Below are 19514 nucleotides of genomic sequence, written 5' to 3' on the forward strand. Positions count from 1 at the left end.
CGCTGGCCGGTGCTTTCCGCAAATCAATTTGTCGCAAGTTCAAGGAGAGGACGATGCAACCAGGCAATTCCACAGTCATGGCCGGGCGCAGCCTGGTCGATCCGGTCAGCTCGGTCGAGGAATACCTGACCCGCGCGGACTGGCGGGTCAATGCCAACGCCAACCAGGGCTATTCGCTGGGCGGGCTGATCCTCAACGTCGCCGGCAAGGTGACCGCCAATTACTGGCTGGAGAAGATCTATCCGCCGGAGATCGGCCGCGCCCATCGCGAGGCCGACCTGCACATCCACGACCTCGACATGCTCTCCGGCTACTGCGCTGGCTGGTCGCTGCGCACGCTGCTGTACGAAGGCTTCAACGGCGTGCCCAACAAGGTCGAGGCCGGCCCGCCCAGGCATCTGTCGTCGGCGGTCGGGCAGATCGTCAACTTCCTCGGCACCCTGCAGAACGAATGGGCGGGCGCGCAGGCGTTCTCCTCGTTCGACACCTACATGGCGCCGTTCGTGCGCAAGGACGCGCTGTCCTACGACGACGTGCGCCAGTGCATCCAGGAGCTGATCTTCAACCTCAACGTGCCCTCGCGCTGGGGCACGCAGACGCCGTTCACCAACCTCACCTTCGACTGGATCTGTCCCGCCGACCTGCGCCACCAGACCCCGTTCATCGGCGGCGAGGAGATGCCGTTCACCTACGGCGAACTGCAGGCCGAGATGGACCTGATCAACCGCGCCTACATCGAGGTGATGAGCGCGGGCGACGCGCGCGGCCGGGTGTTCACCTTCCCGATCCCGACCTACAACATCACCGCCGACTTCCCCTGGGAATCGGAGAACGCGCGGCTGCTGTTCGAGATGACCGCGAAATACGGCCTGCCGTACTTCCAGAACTTCATCAATTCCGAGCTGGACCCGGGGATGATCCGCTCGATGTGCTGCCGGCTGCAGCTGGATCTGCGCGAGCTGCTCAAGCGCGGCAACGGCTTGTTCGGCAGCGCCGAGCAGACCGGCAGCCTCGGCGTGGTCACGATCAACTGCGCGCGGCTGGGCCATCTGCATCGCGGCGACGAAGCCGGCCTGTTCGCGCGCCTCGACGAACTGCTGGAGTTGGGCCGGCGCAGCCTGGAAATCAAGCGCGGCACCATCCAGCAGCTGATCGACGACGGCCTGTACCCGTACACCAAGCGCTACCTCGGCACCCTGCGCAACCACTTCTCGACGCTGGGGGTGAACGGCATCAACGAGATGGTCCGCAACTTCAGCGGCGACGCGCACGACTTGACCAGCGACTGGGGCCACGCCTTCGCGCTGCGCCTGCTGGACCACGTGCGCGCGCGGATGGTGGAATTCCAGGAGCAGACCGGCCAGCTCTACAACCTCGAAGCCACGCCGGCCGAAGGCACCACCTACCGCTTCGCCAAGGAGGACCGCCGCCGCTGGCCGGACATCCTGCAGGCGGGCAGCCGCGACCGTCCTTACTACACCAATTCCTCGCAGCTGCCGGTGGGCTTCACCGACGACCCGTTCGAAGCGCTGGAGCGGCAGGAAGCGCTGCAGTCGCGCTACACCGGCGGCACCGTGCTGCACCTGTACATGGGCGAACGCCTGTCCAGCGGCGATGCCTGCCGCGACCTGGTGCGGCGCGCGCTGAGCCGCTTCCGCCTGCCCTACATCACGATCACGCCAACTTTCTCGATCTGCCCGGAGCACGGCTACCTGGCGGGCGAGCACGAATTCTGCCCGCGCTGCGACGAGCGGCTGCTGGCGGAACTGCAGGCGGCCGCCGCGCCGACCATTACCGACGTCACGTTCCACGAGGAGATTTCCGCATGAACAACATCGCCAATTCCGCAATATCCGCCGCCGCTTCGCTGCGCAACGAAGACCGCCAGCGCTGCGAAGTGTGGACCCGGGTGATGGGTTACCACCGCCCGGTGTCCAGCTTCAACATCGGCAAGCAGGGCGAGCACGCCGAGCGCTGCTTCTTCAGCGAACGCCCGCGCGCCACCCTGGCCGCCGCCGCCGCATGATCCGCGTCGGCGGGATGACGCCGCTGACCAGCATCGACTTCCCCGGTCGGCTGGCGGCGGTGTTGTACCTGCAGGGCTGTCCCTGGCGCTGCGGCTACTGCCACAACCCCGAACTGCTGCCGGCGCGTGGGCAGGGCGGGGTTGCCTGGGCGCAGGCCGAAGCGTTCCTGCACCGCCGCGTCGGCCTGCTCGACGCGGTGGTGTTCTCCGGCGGCGAGCCGACCTCACAGGCCGCGCTGCCCGACGCCATCGCGCAGGTGAAGGCGATGGGCTACCAGGTCGGCCTGCATACCGGCGGCATGTATCCGGCACGCCTGCGCCAGCTGCTGCCGCAGCTGGACTGGATCGGGCTGGACATCAAGGCGCCCGACGCGCATTACGACGCGGTGACCGGCCGCCGCGACAGCGCGCGTCCGGTGGGCGAGGCGCTGGAGGCGGTGCTGGCCAGCGGCGTGGCTTACGAATGCCGGACCACTTGGCATCCGGGGCTGTTCCCGCTGCCGGCGCTGTATGGCTTGGCGGAAGACCTGTTCGCGCGCGGCGTGCGTCACTGGGCGCTGCAGGAATGCCGCGAGGAAGGGCGCGGGCTGGTGGCGGAAGCCACGCTGGACCTGCAGCGGCTGGGTGCGGGGTTCGAGCGCTTCTGTTTCCGTCGCGGCTGAATCCCGCGTTCCCACCAGCGCCGGGACGGGCTGGCGCGCGGGTAACATGGCGACATGGAGGAATCCCTGTCCGCCTGGATGCAGTCCAGGATCGAATACGTCGTGGTGGCGCTGCAGGTGCTGGCGATCCTGCTGGCGGCGTGGGCATTGCGCTGGCTGGTGCGGCGGCTGATCGCACGCCTGGCCGCGCGTTACGAGCTGCCGCCGATGGTGGTGATGGGCGCGCGTCGGGTGGCCACGTTCCTGATCGGGATGGCGGCGCTGCTGATGGTGCTGGAGCGCTTCGGCGTCTCCGCCGGGGTGCTGTGGGGCGCGTTCACCGGCTTCGCCGCGGTGGCGGCGGTGGCGTTCTTCGCCGCCTGGAGCGTGCTCACCAACATTTTCTGTTCGTTCCTGATTCTGGTGACCCGCCCGTTCCGCCTGTTCGACCACATCGAGGTGCTGGACAACGGCGAGAAGCCCGGCCTGGGCGGGCAGGTGATCGACATCAATCTGGTCTACGTGACCCTGCTGGAGCGCCATGCCGACGGTTTCGAAAGCCAGCTGCGGGTACCCAACAGCCAGTTCTTCCAGCGCGCGGTGCGGCGCTGGAGCGGCGAGCCGCCGCCGCGCGCGGCCGACGGCGGTGCGCGCCGCTGCGATGACAAACCCTAGGAACCCGACCATGCCCGCGATCTCGCGCCGCAGCCTGCTGGGTTCCGGCCTGGCGCTGTCGGTGCTGGGGCCATTGGGCCTGCGCGCCGCGCCCACCATCGGCGCGGATGCGGACTGGATCCCTGCCGACGATTTCCTGCGCGAGCTGCCGCGGCAGATGCAGGCGCTGGGCGTGCCGGGCATCGCCATCGCGGTGGTCGAGGATGGCGGGCTGGCATGGTCGCGCGGCTTCGGCCTGGCGCATGCCGGACGCGGCACGCCGGTGGGCGATGACACGGTGTGGGAGGCGGCTTCGCTGAGCAAGCCGATGTTCGCCTACGCGGTGCTGCAGCTGGTGGACCGCGGCGTGTTGGCGCTGGACGCGCCACTGTTGGGTTACGCCACGCCGGCGTATCTGGGCAAATCGCCTTGGTTGGCGCAGATCACCGTGCGCGACGTGCTGCGCCATTCCACCGGCCTGCCGGACTGGCGCAAGGACCCGGCCAACGAACCGCTCGAACCCGCGGTCGCGCCGGGCACGCGCATCGACTATTCCGGCGAGGCCTTCGTCTGGCTGCAGCTGGCGGTGGAGCAGCTCACCGGCGAAAGCCTGGACCAGACCATGCATCGCCTGCTGTTCGAGCCGGCCGGCATGCGCGACAGCAGCTACGGCTGGGATGCCAGCCTCGCAGCGCGGTCGGTGTACGGCCATCGGCAATCGGACGATGGCGCAATCGTGGTGCCGCCGCAGATGTTGCGTGATGCCTGGAGTACGGTTCTGCCGCTGGCGGATCGCATCGGCAAACCGCTGTCCGCGTGGCGCTACGCAGACGCGGAGCTTGCGATGCCGGAGGCGCAGGCGGTGGCGCGGCCGGGGCTGGTGAATTGGCCCAGCGACATCCTGGCCAATGCGGCCGCAAGCCTGCGCTGCACCGTGCAGGACTATGCGCGGTTCATGGCGCTGATGGTGCGCGCGGATGCGCAGCAGTGGGAGCTGAAGCCGGCCACCCGCGAGGCGATGTTGCGGCGGCAGATCGACTTGCCCGGCCGCTGGACCGACAAGGGGCTGGGCTGGAACCTCGAAGCCACCGCGCGCGGGCCGGTGTTCTACCACTCGGGCAGCAATGGCGGTGTCTTCAAGACCTTCGCGCTGGGCGATGCCCGCCGACGCCGCGCGCTGGTGGCGATGACCAATGCCGCCAACGGCAACGTGCTGTATCGCCGCGTGGTGCGCGCGGCGACCGGCCTTGACCTGCTGGCGTTCGACCTCTGACCCCGCGCGGTGCGGTCAGCTGCGCTTGAGGCCCTTCAGCGCATCGGCCATGGCGCTGTTGAACGGCGCCTGCTGTTGTACGGCCGGGCGCGCGGCCGGTCGGTTTGCACGCTCATCGCGACGCTGGCCGCGGTCGCTGCCGCGCACATCGCTGCGTGCTTCCCCGACCGGATCGTCCATGCGCCGGGTCAGCGCGATGCGCTTGCGCGCCACGTCCACTTCCAGCACCTTGACCTTGACGATGTCGCCGGCCTTCACCACTTCGCGCGGGTCTTTCACGTAGCGGTCGGACAGCGCGGAGATGTGCACCAGTCCGTCCTGGTGCACGCCGATGTCCACGAACGCGCCGAACGCGGCAACGTTGCTGACCACGCCTTCCAGCACCATGCCGGGCTTGAGGTCGCGAATGTCCTCCACGCCGTCGGCGAAGGTGGCGGCCTTGAACTCCGGGCGCGGGTCGCGGCCCGGCTTTTCCAGCTCTTTCAGGATGTCGCGCACGGTGGGTTCGCCGAAGCGCTCGTCGGTGAACTGCGACGGCTTGAGCGAACGCAGGAAGGACGCATCGCCGATGATCTGCTTCACCTGCTTGCCGCCGGCGGCCAGGATGCGTTCCACCACCGGATAGGCTTCCGGATGCACCGATGAGGCATCCAGCGGCTGTTCGCCGTCCATGATGCGCAGGAAGCCGGCGCACTGCTCGAAGGTCTTCTCGCCCAGTCGCGCCACCTTCAGCAGCGCCTTGCGCGACTTGAACGCGCCGTTGGCATCGCGATGCGCCACGATGTTTTCCGCCACCGTGGCCGACAGCCCGGACACCCGCGCCAGCAGCGCGCCGGAGGCGGTGTTCACGTCCACGCCGACCGCGTTCACGCAATCTTCCACGCGGGCGTCCAGCGCGCGGGCGAGGCGATATTGATCGACGTCGTGCTGGTACTGGCCGACCCCGATCGCCTTCGGTTCGATCTTCACCAGCTCGGCCAGCGGGTCCTGCAGGCGACGGGCGATGGACACCGCGCCGCGCAGCGACACGTCGAGGTTCGGGAACTCCTTCGCCGCCAGTTCCGACGCCGAATACACCGATGCGCCGGCCTCGCTGACGACGATTTTCTGCGCCTTCAGTTCGGGCACCAGCTTGAGCAGGTCGCCGGCCAGCTTGTCGGTCTCGCGGCTGGCGGTGCCGTTGCCGATGGCGACCAGCTGCACACCGTGGGCGAGGCAGAGCTTCTTCAGCGTCGCCAGCGATTGGTCCCATTGGCGACGCGGCTCATGCGGATAGATGGTGTCGGTAGCGACCAGCTTGCCGGTGGCATCCACCACCGCCACCTTGACGCCGGTGCGCAGGCCGGGGTCGAGGCCCAGCACTGCCTTCGGGCCCGCGGGCGCGGACAGCAGCAGGTCCTTGAGGTTGTCGCCGAACACCGCGATCGCTTCGCCCTCGGCCTTCTCGCGCGCCTGGTTGAACAGGTCCAGCAGCAGATGCATGTGGATCTTGGCGCGCCAGGCCAGCCGCACGGCATTGCGCAGCCAGGTGTCGGCGGCGCGGCCGCGTGCGTCGATGCCGGCGTGCAGGGCGATGCGGCCCTCGGCGTACTGGTGGCCGGCCTCGGCATCGCTGCCGGGGTCGAGGTCGAGCTGCAGGAATTCCTCGCGGCGGCCGCGCAGCAGCGCCAGCAGCCGGTGCGAGGGAATCTTCGCCAGGGATTCCGCGTGGTCGAAATAGTCGCGGAACTTCTCGCCGGCCAGCTCCTTGCCTTCCACCACCTTGGCGCGGATCAGGCCCTCGCGTTCCAGCCAGCCGCGCAACTCGCCCAGCAGCGCGGCGTCCTCGCCCCAGCGTTCGATCAGGATCGCGCGCGCGCCTTCCAGCGCGGCCTTGGCATCGGCGACGCCCTTGTCGGCATCAACGAAGCCGGCGGCGAATTCCTCCGGCACCAGATCCGGGTTGGCCAGAAGGCCGTCGGCCAGCGGCGCAAGCCCGGCTTCGCGGGCGATCTGCGCGCGGGTGCGGCGCTTCTGCTTGTACGGCAGGTAGAGGTCTTCGAGGCGCGACTTGCTGTCGGCGGCGTCGATGTCGGCGCGCAATTCGTCGGTCAGCTTGCCTTGTTCTTCGATGCTGGACAGGATCGCGGCGCGGCGGTCTTCCATCTCGCGCAGATACGTCAGTCGGGTTTCCAGGTTGCGCAGCTGGGTGTCGTCCAGTCCGCCGGTGACTTCCTTGCGGTAGCGCGCGATGAAAGGCACGGTGGCACCTTCGTCCAGCAGCCCCACCGCCGCCTGCACCTGCGCGGGCTGCGCGCCGATCTCGACGGCGATGGTGGAGGCGATCTTGCGGGCGAGGGCGGGGGAAAGCTGGGTCATGCGGATCTGCTGTGGCTGCGGAACGAAGCCGTCATTGTCGCTGCCGCATCGGCACGGCAACAGCTTGACAAAGCCGGCTGCGCGGGAGTGCGCGGGCGCTTCGTCAGGATCCGCGCCCTCGCCACTCCACGAACACCCCCAGCGCCACGCCCAGCGCCGCCATGCCGGCGATGTACTGCATCGGTGCGTCGGGGTTGCCCTTCATCGCCAGGCTCAGTAGCACCGGGGTCAGACCGCCAGCGATGGCGTAGGCCAGGTTGTAGGAGAAGGACAGCCCGGAGAAGCGCACCGGCGCGGGAAAGCCGCCCAGCGCGATGGCCGGAATCATCGCGGTCAGGCCCACCGCGCTGCCGGCGACGGCGTAGTGCCACTGCGAATAGGTGCCGGCCTGCGCCTCGCGGAAGAACCACCAGAACGCGACGCCCAGCAGCAGGCTCCACAGCGCCAGCACGCGACCGGCGCCGTAGCGGTCCGCCAGCGCGCCGGCAAGCAGGTTGGCCGCCATCGCCGCCAGCACCGCCAGCGCGTTGCCCGCCAGCGCGGCGTCGCGGCTCACGCCCATGCCTTGCAGGAAGGTCGGCATCATCAGGATCGTGACCACCACCGCGGCGGTGAGCAACCAGGTCAGCAGCATGCCCAGCGCCACCGCGCCGGCATGGTCGCGCACCACCGCCTTCAGCGGCGTTTCCGCCAACAGCGCCCGGCGCTGCTGCAGCTCGGCGAATACCGGGGTTTCGTGCAGCTGCCGGCGCAGCACCATGGCCAGCAGGCCGAACACGCCGCCGGCCACGAACGGGATGCGCCAGCCCCAGGCCAGCAGCTGCGCCTCGTCGAACGCGGCGTTGACCGCGCGCGCCACCAGCGAGCCCAGCAGGATGCCGGCCAGCAGGCCCAGCGACAACGAGCCGCAGGCGAGGTTGCGGTGGCGCGCGGACACGTGTTCGCTGACGAACACCCACGCACCCGGTGCCTCGCCGCCGATCGCCGCGCCCTGCAGGATCCGCAGCAGCAACAGCAGCAGCGGCGCCGCCATGCCGATCTGCGCATAGGTCGGCAGCAGGCCCATCAGCAGCGTGGGCACCGCCATCAGCAGGATGCTCAGCATGAACATCCGCTTGCGGCCGGACAGGTCGCCGAAATGCGCCATCAGCACGCCGCCCAGCGGCCGCGCCAGATACCCGGCGGCGAAGATGCCGAACGCCTGCACCAGCTTCAGCCACTGCGGCATGTCGGCGGGGAAGAACAGCGCGCCCATGGTGGTGGCGAAGAACACGAACACCACGAAGTCGTAGAACTCCAGCGCGCCGCCCAGCGAGGCCAGCGCGAGGGTCTTGAGCTGTTGGCGGGACAGGCCGGGGGCCGGGGCGTCGCTTGCGGTCATCGTGCAAGCGTAGGGCATGGGCGCCGTTCGGGGCTACGCCAGCCAACGCCGCAGGTGGCTGTAGACCTCCTGGCTGCCGAGCAGGTCCAGATGTCCCGTGCCCTCCACCACCCGCTGGCGGGCGGGAGCAATCGCCAGGCGTCGGCGTGGATCGCGATGCTCGCCGAGGGCACTGGCGACAGGCACCAGCCCGTCGCCGCGCAGCGCGCGTCCGATCCGCGTGGTCGATCCGCTGGATCCCGCTACAGCGTAGGCACGGACGCCGTCCGGCAGCGGGATGGTTTGGCGAGGAGGCAGCGGGTGGTCGCTGATGCTGCCGTGGCGCAGGTCGCGGATGCCGGCGCTGCGCAGATCGCCGATGCGCACGAAAGGCGCCGTCCACGCCGACAGCCCGAGCGCTTGCTCCAGCAAATGGCCGACGCGCTCCAGCGGTGCGCCGTGGTGGGGGGTGCCGAGGAACACCACCTGGTCCAACCGCCGTACCCAGGGCTGGGAGCGCAGCGTGGCCTCGTGCATCGCGGCGCGTGTCACCAGCCCGCCCATGCTGTGCCCGAGGATGGCGAAGCGCTCCACCGGCACCGGCCAGCCATCCAGCATCTGCTGCAGCAGTGCGGAGAACGTGCGCCCATTGCGCGCGATCGGCAGCCCGCTGTTGTAGTGAAGGTGGATGGCGGTGTAGCCAAGCGCTTCGGCCAGCTGCTCGCCGTGGTCGTGGCCATTGCGGCGCCATTGCCGGTCGTTCATGCACAGCCCGTGGACCTGCACCAGCAGGCGTGGCGAGGGCGATGACAGGGCGCTGGCCCAGCGGGGTTCGCCGATCGGCAACGTCTGGCCTGCATGGCGCAACGATGCGGCCAGCGCCAATGGATTTCCGTTGGTGGTGAGCTGGTCGCCGAGCACGCCATTGAGCGCGGCCAGCAAGGCATCGCGGCGCGCCGACCCCGCGCCCTGCGGCCAGCGGTCCGCCAGCGGCGCCAGCACGCCGTCCACCGCGCCGCCCAGCAGCGACGCGCCGCCGCGGACGGCACCGTAGGCAAATCCGGCAATGCCGCGCGTGCGCGTTGTCGCTTCTGCCCCAAGCAGGCGCGCAGGCAGGCCAAGTACGTTGGCGTGCACGTTTTCGGCGAGGTCGGTGGTGGCAGTCACGGCTTGCACCAGCAACTGGGCGATCCCACGCAGGTCTTCCGCCAGCCGCGGCGGCGGGAGGTTTCCGGTGGAACCGGCGGTGTGCGCGGTGATGCCCATTCCTCCACCCTAGCGCGGGCAAGCTGAGTGAAAGTTCCAACCCGGCTGCGGGAACGGACCCGTGGCCGTGCGGGCGCTGGGTGGGGATTACCCCGGCTGCGGGCCGCGGAACAGGTCGTCCTGGGCCGCGCTGCCGTCGGGTTCGGCGAAGCCCGACAGGCCCACGCCGGCCAGCCGGTAGCGCGTGCCTGTCGGCAGGTCGACGCGCGCGCGCAGCGCGCAGGCGGTGCGTGCCAGCGCGTCCTCGCTGGTCGGCGGCTCCGTGCCGGTCAGGCTGCGGGTGAGGGTGCGGAAGTCGGCGGTCTTGAGCTTAAGCACCACGGTGCGGGCGATGCGGTCCGGGTGCTGCGCGCGTTCGCGCAGGTAGCCGGCCCAGGTGCTGGTGGCCAACCGCCGGATATGCGGCTCCAGCTCGTCCAGCAGCAGGTCGCTGGCGAAGGTGTCTTCGCTGGAGATCTGCAGGGTGGGGCGGCCGGTCTGCACTTCGCGCTCGTCGAGCCCCTGCGACAGCTCGTGCAGGCGCCGGCCCCAGCGGCCGAAGCGCGCTTCCAGCGCCTCCGCGCCAAGCGCGCGCAGGTCCGAACAGGTGGCCACGCCCAGTTCGGCCAGCTTCGCTTCCATCACCCTGCCGACGCCCGGCAGGCGTCCCACCGCCAGCGGGGCGAGGAACGCCTCCACCAGCGCCGGCTTGAGCACGAACTGGCCATCCGGTTTGTTCCAGTCGCTGGCGATCTTGGCCAGGAACTTGTTGGGGGCGATGCCGGCAGACGCGGTGAGCCGCGTCTCCTCGCGGATCGCATCGCGGATTTCGGTCGCGATGGCGGTGGCGCTGCCCAGATCCCGCTTGGGCGCGGTGACGTCGAGATAGGCTTCGTCCAGCGACAGCGGTTCGATCCGGTCCGTGTAGCGCTCAAAGATGCCTCGCACCTGTTTCGACACCGCCTTGTAGCGGGTGAAGTCCGGCGGCACGAACACGGCCTGCGGGCACAGCCGCTCGGCGCGCAGCGCCGGCATCGCCGAGCGCACCCCGAACCGGCGCGCCTCGTAGCTGGCGGCGCAGACCACGGAGCGCGCGCCCTTCCATGCCACCACCACCGGCAGGCCACGCAGCGACGGATCATCGCGCTGCTCCACCGACGCGTAGAACGCGTCCATGTCGACGTGGATGATCTTGCGCTGCGGGGTTTCGCTCACCCGCAGATTCTAGTGCGCGGCCGGCGTTGCCTCAGCGCCAGAACCGGATCGCATCGAAGCCCGGATCGGGGTTGTCCTTGTCCGGGTTGCGATCGGCGCGCGGCGGACGGGCCACGCGCAGCTCGTGCCGGCCGCGCGGCAGCTCGCGCACGTCGATCATCGCGAGCAGCGCGGGGCGGTCGGTGCGCGGGTCGCTGGCGATCTCGTAGCGCAGGTCGGTGAGCGGCTTGCCGTCCAGCGTCGCCGGGTGCAGGCCCTGCAGACATGCCAGTTGCGCCATTGCCAGTTCGGTGCCGGCCAGCTTCCGGGTTTCCTTGCCACATCGGTCGCGCATCGCCGCCTCGTCGCGACGGGGCTGATAGGGCACGACCAGCTTCAGATAGGGCCCGATGATCACGGCGGATTGCAGGTAGGGGCGCACGTTGTCCCGGGCGGGGTCGCGTTGGTCGTCGTAATGCGCAGGGTTGACGGCCAGCGCATCGGCGTCGGGGAAACCGGAGTAGCTGCCGATCACGCCGTCGCTCCGCATCACCAGGAAGCTCGCGCAAACGCCGATGATCGACACCAGCATCACGCCCAACACTGTCGCCATCATCCTGCGCTCGCCACCGTTGCTGCTGAGAATGGCGATGATCCTGTTGTTGCTTCGGCTCATGCCCACGCGAGTGTAAAAACGCAGCACGCCTGCGATGAGGCGATGGCCCGGGGTATCCGGAGGGAACCGGTTGTGCAGATGCTGGTCGAGGCTGGCGGCGACGAGGAACGGAGCCATGAAGGCCGCGAAGGCGCCGAAGAACAGCCAGATCGGCTTCGCCTGCAAACCCAGGGCCTGGGTGGATAACGTCGCCAGAACCAGCACGCAGCAGAAGATGACGCAGACGGAGGCGATAACCAGCGCCACGCTGACGCCGATGGCGAAGGCGACGCTGGAGCGGTTGTCGGCGCGCTCGATCGCCGCCTCGGTCGTGCCTTGGCGCTCGGCTTCGATGCTGCGCTGGATCGGTCCCATGCGCAGCCGGTCCAGCCGGATGCCCTGCGGATACACCGAGTGCACGCCGACCAGCGCGATCCACTGCGCGCGCAGCATCAAGTGCATGGCGAAGGTGGCCGCCAGCACCACGGCCGCGCTCTTGGCGTAGAAGTAGGACAGCGCCAGCACGACCCGCCAATCCTCGTCCAGCCGCGGCTCCAGCGCGAACATCCGGTCATCCAGCCAGCCCGGCAGCTGCAGCATGGCGAACACCGCCACGCCGGAGATCAGCAGCTCGACTTCCCAGGTGGGCGTGGTGCGGCGCGACAGGTGGCGCGTATCTTCGATGGGTTCGCTCATGGCCGCCGATGGTGCGGGCGGCGCGCGGTGCTGGCAAGCCCGGTCAGACCAGCCCGAAACCGTAGAACAGCCCGATCACCACGAACACCGCCAGCGTCTTGATGCAGGTGACGGCGAAGATGTCCTTGTAGGCTTGCCGGTGGGTCAGCCCGGTCACCGCCAGCAGGGTGATCACGGCGCCGTTGTGCGGCAGCGTGTCCATGCCGCCGGAGGCCATCGCCGCGACCCGGTGCAGCACCTCCATCGGGATGCCGGCGGCGTTCGCATTGGCGATGAAGGTGTCGGCCATCGCCGCCAGCGCAATGCTCATGCCGCCGGAGGCGCTGCCGGTGATGCCGGCCAGCGCGGTGACCGTTACCGCTTCGTTGACCAGCGGGTTGGGGATCGAGCCCAGGGCGTTGGCGACCACCAGGAAGCCGGGCAGGGCGGCGATCACCGCGCCGAAACCGTACTCGGATGCGGTGTTCATGCCGGCCAGCAGCGCGCCGGAAATGGCCGACTTGCTGCCTTCGGCGAAGCTGGCCTTGACCGGCTTCCACGCGAACAGCAGCACGCAGGCGATGCCGGCCAGCAGCGCGCCTTCCACCGCCCAGATCGCCGCCACCTTGGACACTTCCTGCACCACCGGCGCCGGATTGCCGATCACCGCCGGCACGAAGCTGGCGCTGTCACCGTAATGCCCGGGGATCCACAGCGTCAGCAGCTTGTTGGCCACGCCCACCACCAGCAGGGGCAGGATCGCGATCATCGGGTTGGCCAGCTTGCCGCCGGCGAACGCGGCAGGCTCGTTGACCAGGGTGGCCGCATCGCCATAGCCCTCGCCGTTGCGCGCGGCCACGCGCCGGCGCCAGTCGAGGTAGGACAGGCCGAGGATCAGGATGAAGACGCCGCCCAGCGTGCCCAGCACCGGCGCCGCCCAGGTGTCGGTGCCGAAGAAGGTGGTGGGGATGATGTTCTGGATCTGCGGTGTGCCCGGCAGCGCGTCCATGGTGAAGGTGAACGCACCCAGCGCAATCGTGCCGGGGATCAGCCGCTTGGGGATGTTGCTCTGGCGGAACAGTTCGGCGGCGAACGGATACACCGCGAACACCACCACGAACAGCGACACCCCGCCGTAGGTCAGCAGCGCGCATACCAGCACGATCGACAGCATCGCCCGCTGCGCGCCGACCACGCGGATGGTGGCCTGCACGATGGCCTTGGAGAAGCCCGACAGTTCGATCACCTTGCCGAACACCGCGCCCAGCAGGAACACCGGGAAATACAGCTTCAGGAAGCCGACCATCTTGTCCATGAACAGGCCGGTGAACATCGGCGCCACCAGCGTGGGGTCGGTCAGCAACACCGCGCCCAGCGCCGCCACCGGCGCGAACAGGATCACGCTGTAGCCGCGGTAGGCCACCAGCATCAGGAAGCACAGCGCGGCCAACACGATCAGAAACGACATGCCCATCCCCGGCGGCGGATTCAGGGCTGCGAGTGTCGTGGCAGCGGCCGGCCCGGCCCATTGTCCGAACGTCCAATGCCGCGACGAACGGTTGCCGATTACCTTGCCGGCATTGGTGGTAATCGTGCCGCCTGCAGCACCCGGAGGGGGAGTGATGAAACGCAAGCAATTGAGCATGGCGATCCACGGCGCGCTGGCCGTTTCGCTGCTGGTGGGCGCGCCCGCGCTGGCGCAGGACGCCCCCGCGGCCAAGCAGGGCGGCCAGAAGACCACGACGCTGGAAAGCGTCACGGTGACCGCGCGCAAGCGCGAGGAAACCCTGCAGGAGGTGCCGGTGGCGGTGACCGCGTTCACCGCGGATGCGCTGGACAGGCTCAACGTAGAGGATCTGTCCGACCTCGATGCGCAGGTGCCGAACCTCACCATCTACGCTGCACGCGGTTCCAGCAGCACGCTCACCGCCTACATCCGCGGTGTTGGCCAGTCCGATCCGCTGTGGGGCGTGGACCCGGGCGTCGGCATCTACATGGACGATGTCTACATCGCCCGCCCGCAGGGCGCGCTGCTGGACGTGTTCGATGTCGAGCGCATCGAAGTGCTGCGCGGCCCGCAGGGCACGCTGTACGGCAAGAACACCATCGGCGGCGCGATCAAGTACGTCTCCAAAGGGCTGCGCTCCGACTTCAACGGCTACGGCTCGGTGACGGTGGGCAACTACGGCCAGCGCGACATCAAGGCGGCGGTGGGCGGTGGTTTCGGCGGCAGCGAATACCTGCGCGGCCGGATTTCCGTGGCCGACCTGCACCGTGACGGTTTCGGCGAAAACGTCATCACCGGCGCCCAGGTCAGCGACAAGAAGATCCGTGCGTACCGGGCCAACCTGGGCGCGTACGTCACCGACAAGTTCGACCTGCAGTTCGCATTCGACCGTGTCGACGACACCTCCGGCGTGCGCGGCGCGAAGATGCTGGCCCCCAACCCGTTCAACTCGATCCCGCTGTACGGCGGCACCGGGCCGAAGCCGCCGATGGCGAGCCGCTACGACGTGCGCAACGGCATGCCGAACGTCAACGACACCACCCTCAGTGGCGCGTCGGCCACCGCGAACTTCCGCATGAACGACAACTGGACGTTCAAGTACGTGCTGGCCAAGCGCGAGTCGGATACCGAGACCAACATCGACTTCGACACCACCCAGGACAAGATCGCCGACGTCAAGGCGTTCTACAGCGACGAGCAGGTCACTCATGAGGTGCAGGCGAACTACGACGCGGGCGGCCGTATGCGCGGCGTGTTCGGCTTCTACAAGTTCGACGGCGAAGCCGGCGGCCAGGTGCTGAACAACTTCTTCAACTTGGCCTTCGGCGACACCCAGGGCACGATCTACACCGAAAGCATGGCGGCCTACGCCGACTGGACCTTCGACGTCAGCGACAAGTTCAGCGTGGACCTGGGCATGCGCTGGACCTCCGAGGACAAGCACGCGGTGGTCAAGAACATCGGCTATACCGACGGCACCTTCACCAAGCCCAGCGGCGTGGTGGCTGCGGCATTCGACAAGACCATCAATTTCAAGAACCTGTCGCCGAAGATCTCGCTGGATTACCAGGTCACGCCCGACATCATGGTGTACGGCCTGGCGTCCCGCGGTTTCAAGTCCGGTGGCTACAACATCCGCGCGCAGGCCACCGCGGTGCCGCGTTCCGCCGACCCGTTCCAGGACGAGCAGGTGGACAGCTACGAGGTCGGCACCAAGATGGGGCTGCTGGACCAGCGGCTGTTCCTGAACCTGTCGGCGTTCCACAACAAGTACAAGGACATCCAGCTCTCCATCTTCACCGAATACACCACGCCGCAGAACACCAAGGCGTTCTTCGGCGACTTCACCAACGCCGGTGAGGGCACCGTCGACGGGCTGGAAGTCGAGTACCAGTGGCTGGCCACCGACAACTTCACGATCACCGGCAACGTGGCCTGGCTGGACGCGAAGTTCGACACCTACATGTTCAAGAACGTCAACATCGCCAAGCAGCAGGAATTCACCAATGCGCCGGACTTCTCGGGTGCGCTGAACGCCGAATACCGCATGGATCTGGGCAGTGCCGGCAGCCTGTCCGCGCGGGTGGGCTACAGCTACCAGGGCCGCGTGGTGGCGACCACCGAGGTGGTCTATGACCCGGTGACCAAGGCGACGGTGCAGCCGATCACCCAGGATGGCTACGGGCTGATCGGTGCCGGCCTGATCTGGAAGTACAACGATGCCTGGACGGTGTCCCTGCAGGGCAGCAACCTGACCGACGAGGAATACCTCACCACCGGTTACAACCTGTATTCCGCGCTCGGCGTGCACACCGGTTTCTATGGTCCGCCGCGCCAGTACAGCCTGACCGTGAAGTACGACTTCTGATCCGGTAACCCCCCGGTGGAGACGGCGCGACGGCGGGCCTCGGTCCGCCGTCGCGCTATGCTCGCCGGCCATGCGCAACCATGAGCGACTTCCGTTCCCATGCCTGAAGGCGGCGCGATGCTGAGCGTCGCCGCGGTCGTGGCCGCGGCGCTGCTGTGGCTGGGGCTGCTGTTCGGCACCGGCCTGGTGGCGGAGCGGCATCCCGGCGTCTTCGAGAAGCACTGGCGCCACATTTACGCGCTGTCGCTGGCGGTGCACTGCACCTCGTGGACTTTCTACGGCACCGTCACCCAGGCCGCGCGCTATGGCTGGCCGCTGCCGCCCACCTTCGTCGGCGCGATCCTGTTCTACGCGCTGGCGATGGCGTTCATGATGCGGCTGGTGCGGCTGGCGCGCGAAAGCAACGCCACCTCGCTGGCCGACCTCATCGCTACCCGGCTGGGCAAGGACCCGTGGCTGGCGGCGGTGGTCACCCTTGTCGCGGTGCTCGGCCTGATTCCCTACATCGCGCTGCAGCTGCAGGCGATCACCATGAGTCTGGCCACCGTCACCACCGGGCTGCCCACCGCCGGCAGCGTGCCGCTGTGGCGCGACGGCGCGCTGTACGTGGCGCTGGCGATGGCGCTGTTCGCGATCCTGTTCGGTACCCGCCGGGTCAACGCGGCCGGGCACAACCGCGGGCTGGTGCTGGCGCTGGCGTTCGAATCGCTGTTCAAGCTGGTGGCGATGCTGGCGCTGGGCGCTTTCGTGTGGCTCGGCCTCCACGGACTGCCGGAAATCCCCGCTGCCCCGCCGCCGGTGCGCGCGGCCGGCGGCTTCATGCCGCTGGTGATCCTGGGCGCGCTGGCGATGTTCGTGATGCCGCACCAATTCCACGTCGGCGTGGTGGAGTGCCGCGACGAGGCCGATGTGCGCACCGCGCGCTGGCAGTTCCCGCTGTATCTGCTGCTGATCGCGCTGCCCACGCTGGCGCTGGCCCGCTACGGCGCGGCGCTGCTGGGCGATGCGGTGCCCACCGACATGTACGCGCTGGCGCTGCCGCTGGCGCAGGGCAATGCCGCGCTGGCGCTGCTGGTGTTCCTGGGCGGGCTCAGTGCCGCCACCGGCATGGTGATCGTCAGCACCCTGACGCTGAGCCTGATGATCGGCAACCACTGGTTCGCACCCGGCCTGCTGCGCAGTGCGTGGGCCCGCCGCATCGGTGACGACGGACGCGGCGACCATCGCGGCGACCTGCTGCTGCTGCGGCGCACCGGCATCGTCGCGCTGATGCTGCTGGGCTGGGCCTACAGCCGGCTGGTCAGCGGCAACGAGGCGCTGGCCGACGTCGGTGCGGTGTCGTTTTCGGCATTGGCCACGCTGGCACCGGCGCTGGCGTTCGCGGTCTGGCGGCCGCACACACCCGCCGTCGCTGCTTCGGCGGGCGTGCTGGCCGGGTTCGCGGCGTGGCTGTGGGTGATGCTGGTGCCGATGCTGGTGGCCACCATCGGCGGCGACCCGGCGTGGCTGCGCGACGGGCCATTCGGGCTGTCGTGGCTGGCGCCGGATGCGGTGTTCGGGCTGACCGGCTGGAGCCGATTGGGCCGCGCGGTGGGGGTGAGCCTGTTCGTCGGCACCGCCGCCACGCTGCTGCTGGCTGCGCTGCGCGGTGCACCCCGCCATCGGCAGGCAGGCGGCGCCGACCTCGCCAGCCTGCGCGACGCGGGGCGTCGCTTCCTGCCGGCGCCCCGCGTCGATGAGCTGCTGCGGCATGCGCCGGCCAGCGGGCCGGTGCCGGCGCGGATCGAATCAAAACTGGAGCACGAACTGGCCGCGGTGCTGGGCAGCGCCTCGGCGCGCCTGTTGCTGGACGCGGCGCGTCGCGATCCGGTGGAGGATGCCGACCGCCGCGGCGCCGACCTCGATACCGTCGCCGCCATCGTCGGCGAGGCCTCGCAGGACCTGCGCTTCAACCAGCGGCTGCTGGAGGCGGCGCTGGAAAACATGAGCCAGGGCATCAGCGTGGTCGATGCCGATCTGCATCTGGTCGCGTGGAACCGTCGCTACGAGGAGCTGTTCGGCTACCCGCCGGGAATGCTGCGGGTGGGCATGCCGATTGCCGAGGCGGCGCGCTGGGCGCTGCGCGAGATCGCCGGCATCGATCCGGCCCGCGGCACCGACGCGCTGGAGCGCCGGCTGGCGCATATGCGCGCGGGCACGCCGCATCTGTCGGAGCGCGTGTTCAAGGACGGCTGCATCGTCGAAATCCGCGGCAACCCGATGCCGGGGGGCGGTTTCGTCGCCACCTTCACCGACGTCACCGAGTTCCGCCAGGCCGAGGCCGGGCTGATGCGGGTGAACGAAACGCTGGAGCAGCGCGTGGCCGAGCGCACCGCGCTGCTGGAAACCGCCAAGCGCGAGGCCGAGCACGCCAACGATGCCAAGAGCCGCTTCCTTGCCGCCATCGGCCACGACCTGCTGCAGCCGCTGCACGCCGCCCACCTGTTCACCGACACCCTGCAGCAGCGTGGCGAACCGGCGCAGCGCGAGCTGGCGCGGCATATCGGTTCCGCGCTGGATTCCACCACCGACCTGCTGACCACACTGCTGGACATGTCGCGGTTGGAGGCCGGCGGGCTGGTGCCGGAGCCGCGGGCGTTCCCGCTGGCCGATGTGCTGGATCCGCTGGTGGCGCAGTTTCGCGTGCTGGCCGAGCTGCGCGGGCTGGCGCTGGAGTTCGTGCCCACCCGCGTCTGGATTCGCAGCGATCCGCAGTTGCTGCGGCGGGTGCTGCAAAACTTCCTCGCCAACGCGTTGCGCTACACCGCCAGCGGCCGGGTGCTGCTGGGCGTGCGCCGCAGCGGCGAGGGCCTGCGCATCGAGGTCCACGACACCGGGCCCGGCATCGATGCGGCCGGGCGCGAGGCGATCTTCGAGGAGTTCCGCCGTGGCGATGATGCGCCGGGGCAAGGGCTGGGCCTGGGGCTGGCGATTGCCCGCCGCATCGCCCGGCTGCTGGATTCGGACGTCTCGCTGCGCAGCACCTTGGGCCGCGGCAGCATCTTCGCCATCGACGTGCCGCGCGCGCCGGTGGCGCAGCCGCATCGCGCCGTGCCGCGCGGGCTTGGCGGGCTGCGCGTGCTGGTGGTGGACAACGAAGCGCCGGCGCGCGACGCCCTGGCCGGGGTGCTGCGTGGCTGGGGCTGCGAGGCGCTGGCGGTAGCAGGCGGCGACGCCGCGACGGCGGTGCTGGCGGCTGCGCCATTCGACCTGTGGATCTTCGACTACCACCTCGACGACGGCGACGATGGCGTGGCGCTGCACGCTCGCCTGTCGGCGGCGTTTCCGGCCGCGCCCTGCCTGATCCTCAGCGCCGACCAGACCGGCGCGGTTCGCAGCGCCGCGCAGGAAGCCGGCTTGCCGCTGCTGATGAAGCCGCTGCGTCCGCTGGCGCTGAAATCGGTGCTGGACCGGATGCTGGCGGCGCGCGGGTCGGATTATTCCTAGCCGCGATCGCGCCAAATCCTGCTTGGCCGCGGCGGGGTGGGGCGCTACCGTGTGTCCATCGGACAGGGGAGA

The 19514-nt window shown here is 69.2% G+C and carries 13 protein-coding genes; 7 read left to right on the forward strand and 6 right to left on the reverse strand.

Annotated elements, in window-relative coordinates:
- The first annotated feature begins 53 nt into the window (after nucleotides 1–53).
- From E5S66_RS09840 to E5S66_RS09860, 5 genes are read left to right on the forward strand one after another with little or no spacing between them, the layout of a single operon-like run.
- On the forward strand, nucleotides 54–1829 hold the full coding sequence (locus tag E5S66_RS09840) for a ribonucleoside triphosphate reductase (protein ID WP_138349055.1): 1776 nt from the start codon (nucleotides 54–56) through the stop codon (nucleotides 1827–1829).
- The gene (gene nrdD / locus E5S66_RS13835; protein ID WP_028838178.1) at nucleotides 1826–2026 is read left to right on the forward strand and encodes an anaerobic ribonucleoside-triphosphate reductase; all 201 of its coding nucleotides are present in this window, start codon (nucleotides 1826–1828) and stop codon (nucleotides 2024–2026) included. Before E5S66_RS09840 ends, nrdD begins: the two co-directional genes overlap by 4 nt.
- A 14-nt stretch (nucleotides 2027–2040) precedes the next feature.
- Nucleotides 2041–2688: an anaerobic ribonucleoside-triphosphate reductase activating protein gene (locus E5S66_RS09850; RefSeq protein WP_246037207.1), complete on the forward strand. Its 648-nt coding sequence runs from the start codon at nucleotides 2041–2043 to the stop codon at nucleotides 2686–2688.
- A gap of 54 nt (nucleotides 2689–2742) precedes the next feature.
- Nucleotides 2743–3342, forward strand: coding sequence for a mechanosensitive ion channel domain-containing protein (locus E5S66_RS09855; RefSeq protein WP_138349056.1), 600 nt, complete (start codon nucleotides 2743–2745; stop codon nucleotides 3340–3342).
- A 10-nt stretch (nucleotides 3343–3352) separates the two neighbouring features.
- A complete protein-coding gene (locus tag E5S66_RS09860) occupies nucleotides 3353–4594 on the forward strand; it encodes a serine hydrolase domain-containing protein (protein WP_212745343.1) in 1242 nt (413 codons plus the stop codon).
- Nucleotides 4595–4609: 15 nt separating this feature from the next.
- On the opposite strand, the gene E5S66_RS09865 is transcribed toward E5S66_RS09860, so the two are convergent.
- The 6 genes from E5S66_RS09865 to E5S66_RS09890 all read right to left on the reverse strand — a co-directional run bounded on the left by E5S66_RS09865 (nucleotide 4610) and on the right by E5S66_RS09890 (nucleotide 13549).
- Entirely contained in the window at nucleotides 4610–6952 is a 2343-nt protein-coding gene (locus tag E5S66_RS09865) for a Tex family protein (protein WP_138349057.1), read from the reverse strand.
- A gap of 103 nt (nucleotides 6953–7055) precedes the next feature.
- Nucleotides 7056–8333: an MFS transporter gene (locus E5S66_RS09870; protein ID WP_212745344.1), complete on the reverse strand. Its 1278-nt coding sequence runs from the start codon at nucleotides 8331–8333 to the stop codon at nucleotides 7056–7058.
- Between the two features lie 33 nt (nucleotides 8334–8366).
- The gene (locus E5S66_RS09875; RefSeq protein WP_138349059.1) at nucleotides 8367–9578 is read right to left on the reverse strand and encodes a PGAP1-like alpha/beta domain-containing protein; all 1212 of its coding nucleotides are present in this window, start codon (nucleotides 9576–9578) and stop codon (nucleotides 8367–8369) included.
- Between the two features lie 87 nt (nucleotides 9579–9665).
- Nucleotides 9666–10772, reverse strand: coding sequence for a DNA polymerase IV (dinB, locus tag E5S66_RS09880; protein ID WP_281278274.1), 1107 nt, complete (start codon nucleotides 10770–10772; stop codon nucleotides 9666–9668).
- Between the two features lie 31 nt (nucleotides 10773–10803).
- Nucleotides 10804–12006, reverse strand: a complete 1203-nt coding sequence (locus E5S66_RS09885; protein ID WP_138349060.1) for a hypothetical protein — start codon at nucleotides 12004–12006, stop codon at nucleotides 10804–10806.
- Between the two features lie 139 nt (nucleotides 12007–12145).
- A complete protein-coding gene (locus E5S66_RS09890; RefSeq protein WP_138349061.1) occupies nucleotides 12146–13549 on the reverse strand; it encodes a GntP family permease in 1404 nt (467 codons plus the stop codon).
- Nucleotides 13550–13703: 154 nt separating this feature from the next.
- Here E5S66_RS09890 and E5S66_RS09895 point away from each other — a divergent pair, with 154 nt between their 5' ends.
- Entirely contained in the window at nucleotides 13704–15956 is a 2253-nt protein-coding gene (locus E5S66_RS09895) for a TonB-dependent receptor (protein ID WP_171033526.1), read from the forward strand.
- 99 nt (nucleotides 15957–16055) lie between these two features.
- Nucleotides 16056–19442 (forward strand): PAS-domain containing protein, encoded by a 3387-nt coding sequence (locus E5S66_RS09900; protein WP_425472206.1) that lies wholly within the window; start codon nucleotides 16056–16058, stop codon nucleotides 19440–19442.
- The last annotated feature ends 72 nt before the right edge of the window (nucleotides 19443–19514 follow it).

Origin of the sequence: Thermomonas fusca (assembly GCF_005862345.1) — a bacterium.
Classification (GTDB): Bacteria; Pseudomonadota; Gammaproteobacteria; order Xanthomonadales; family Xanthomonadaceae; genus Thermomonas; species Thermomonas fusca.

Excerpts from the sequence above, each read along its gene's own strand:
- E5S66_RS09840 (WP_138349055.1), top strand. The coding sequence starts at position 54 with ATGCAACCAGGCAATTCCACAGTCATGGCCGGGCGCAGCCTGGTCGAT.
- nrdD (WP_028838178.1), top strand. The coding sequence starts at position 1,826 with ATGAACAACATCGCCAATTCCGCAATATCCGCCGCCGCTTCGCTGCGC.
- E5S66_RS09850 (WP_246037207.1), top strand. The coding sequence starts at position 2,041 with ATGACGCCGCTGACCAGCATCGACTTCCCCGGTCGGCTGGCGGCGGTG.
- E5S66_RS09855 (WP_138349056.1), top strand. The coding sequence starts at position 2,743 with ATGGAGGAATCCCTGTCCGCCTGGATGCAGTCCAGGATCGAATACGTC.
- E5S66_RS09860 (WP_212745343.1), top strand. The coding sequence starts at position 3,353 with ATGCCCGCGATCTCGCGCCGCAGCCTGCTGGGTTCCGGCCTGGCGCTG.
- E5S66_RS09865 (WP_138349057.1), bottom strand. The coding sequence starts at position 6,952 with ATGACCCAGCTTTCCCCCGCCCTCGCCCGCAAGATCGCCTCCACCATC.
- E5S66_RS09870 (WP_212745344.1), bottom strand. The coding sequence starts at position 8,333 with ATGACCGCAAGCGACGCCCCGGCCCCCGGCCTGTCCCGCCAACAGCTC.
- E5S66_RS09875 (WP_138349059.1), bottom strand. The coding sequence starts at position 9,578 with ATGGGCATCACCGCGCACACCGCCGGTTCCACCGGAAACCTCCCGCCG.
- E5S66_RS09885 (WP_138349060.1), bottom strand. The coding sequence starts at position 12,006 with ATGCTGCAGCTGCCGGGCTGGCTGGATGACCGGATGTTCGCGCTGGAG.
- E5S66_RS09890 (WP_138349061.1), bottom strand. The coding sequence starts at position 13,549 with ATGTCGTTTCTGATCGTGTTGGCCGCGCTGTGCTTCCTGATGCTGGTG.
- E5S66_RS09895 (WP_171033526.1), top strand. The coding sequence starts at position 13,704 with ATGAAACGCAAGCAATTGAGCATGGCGATCCACGGCGCGCTGGCCGTT.
- E5S66_RS09900 (WP_425472206.1), top strand. The coding sequence starts at position 16,056 with ATGCCTGAAGGCGGCGCGATGCTGAGCGTCGCCGCGGTCGTGGCCGCG.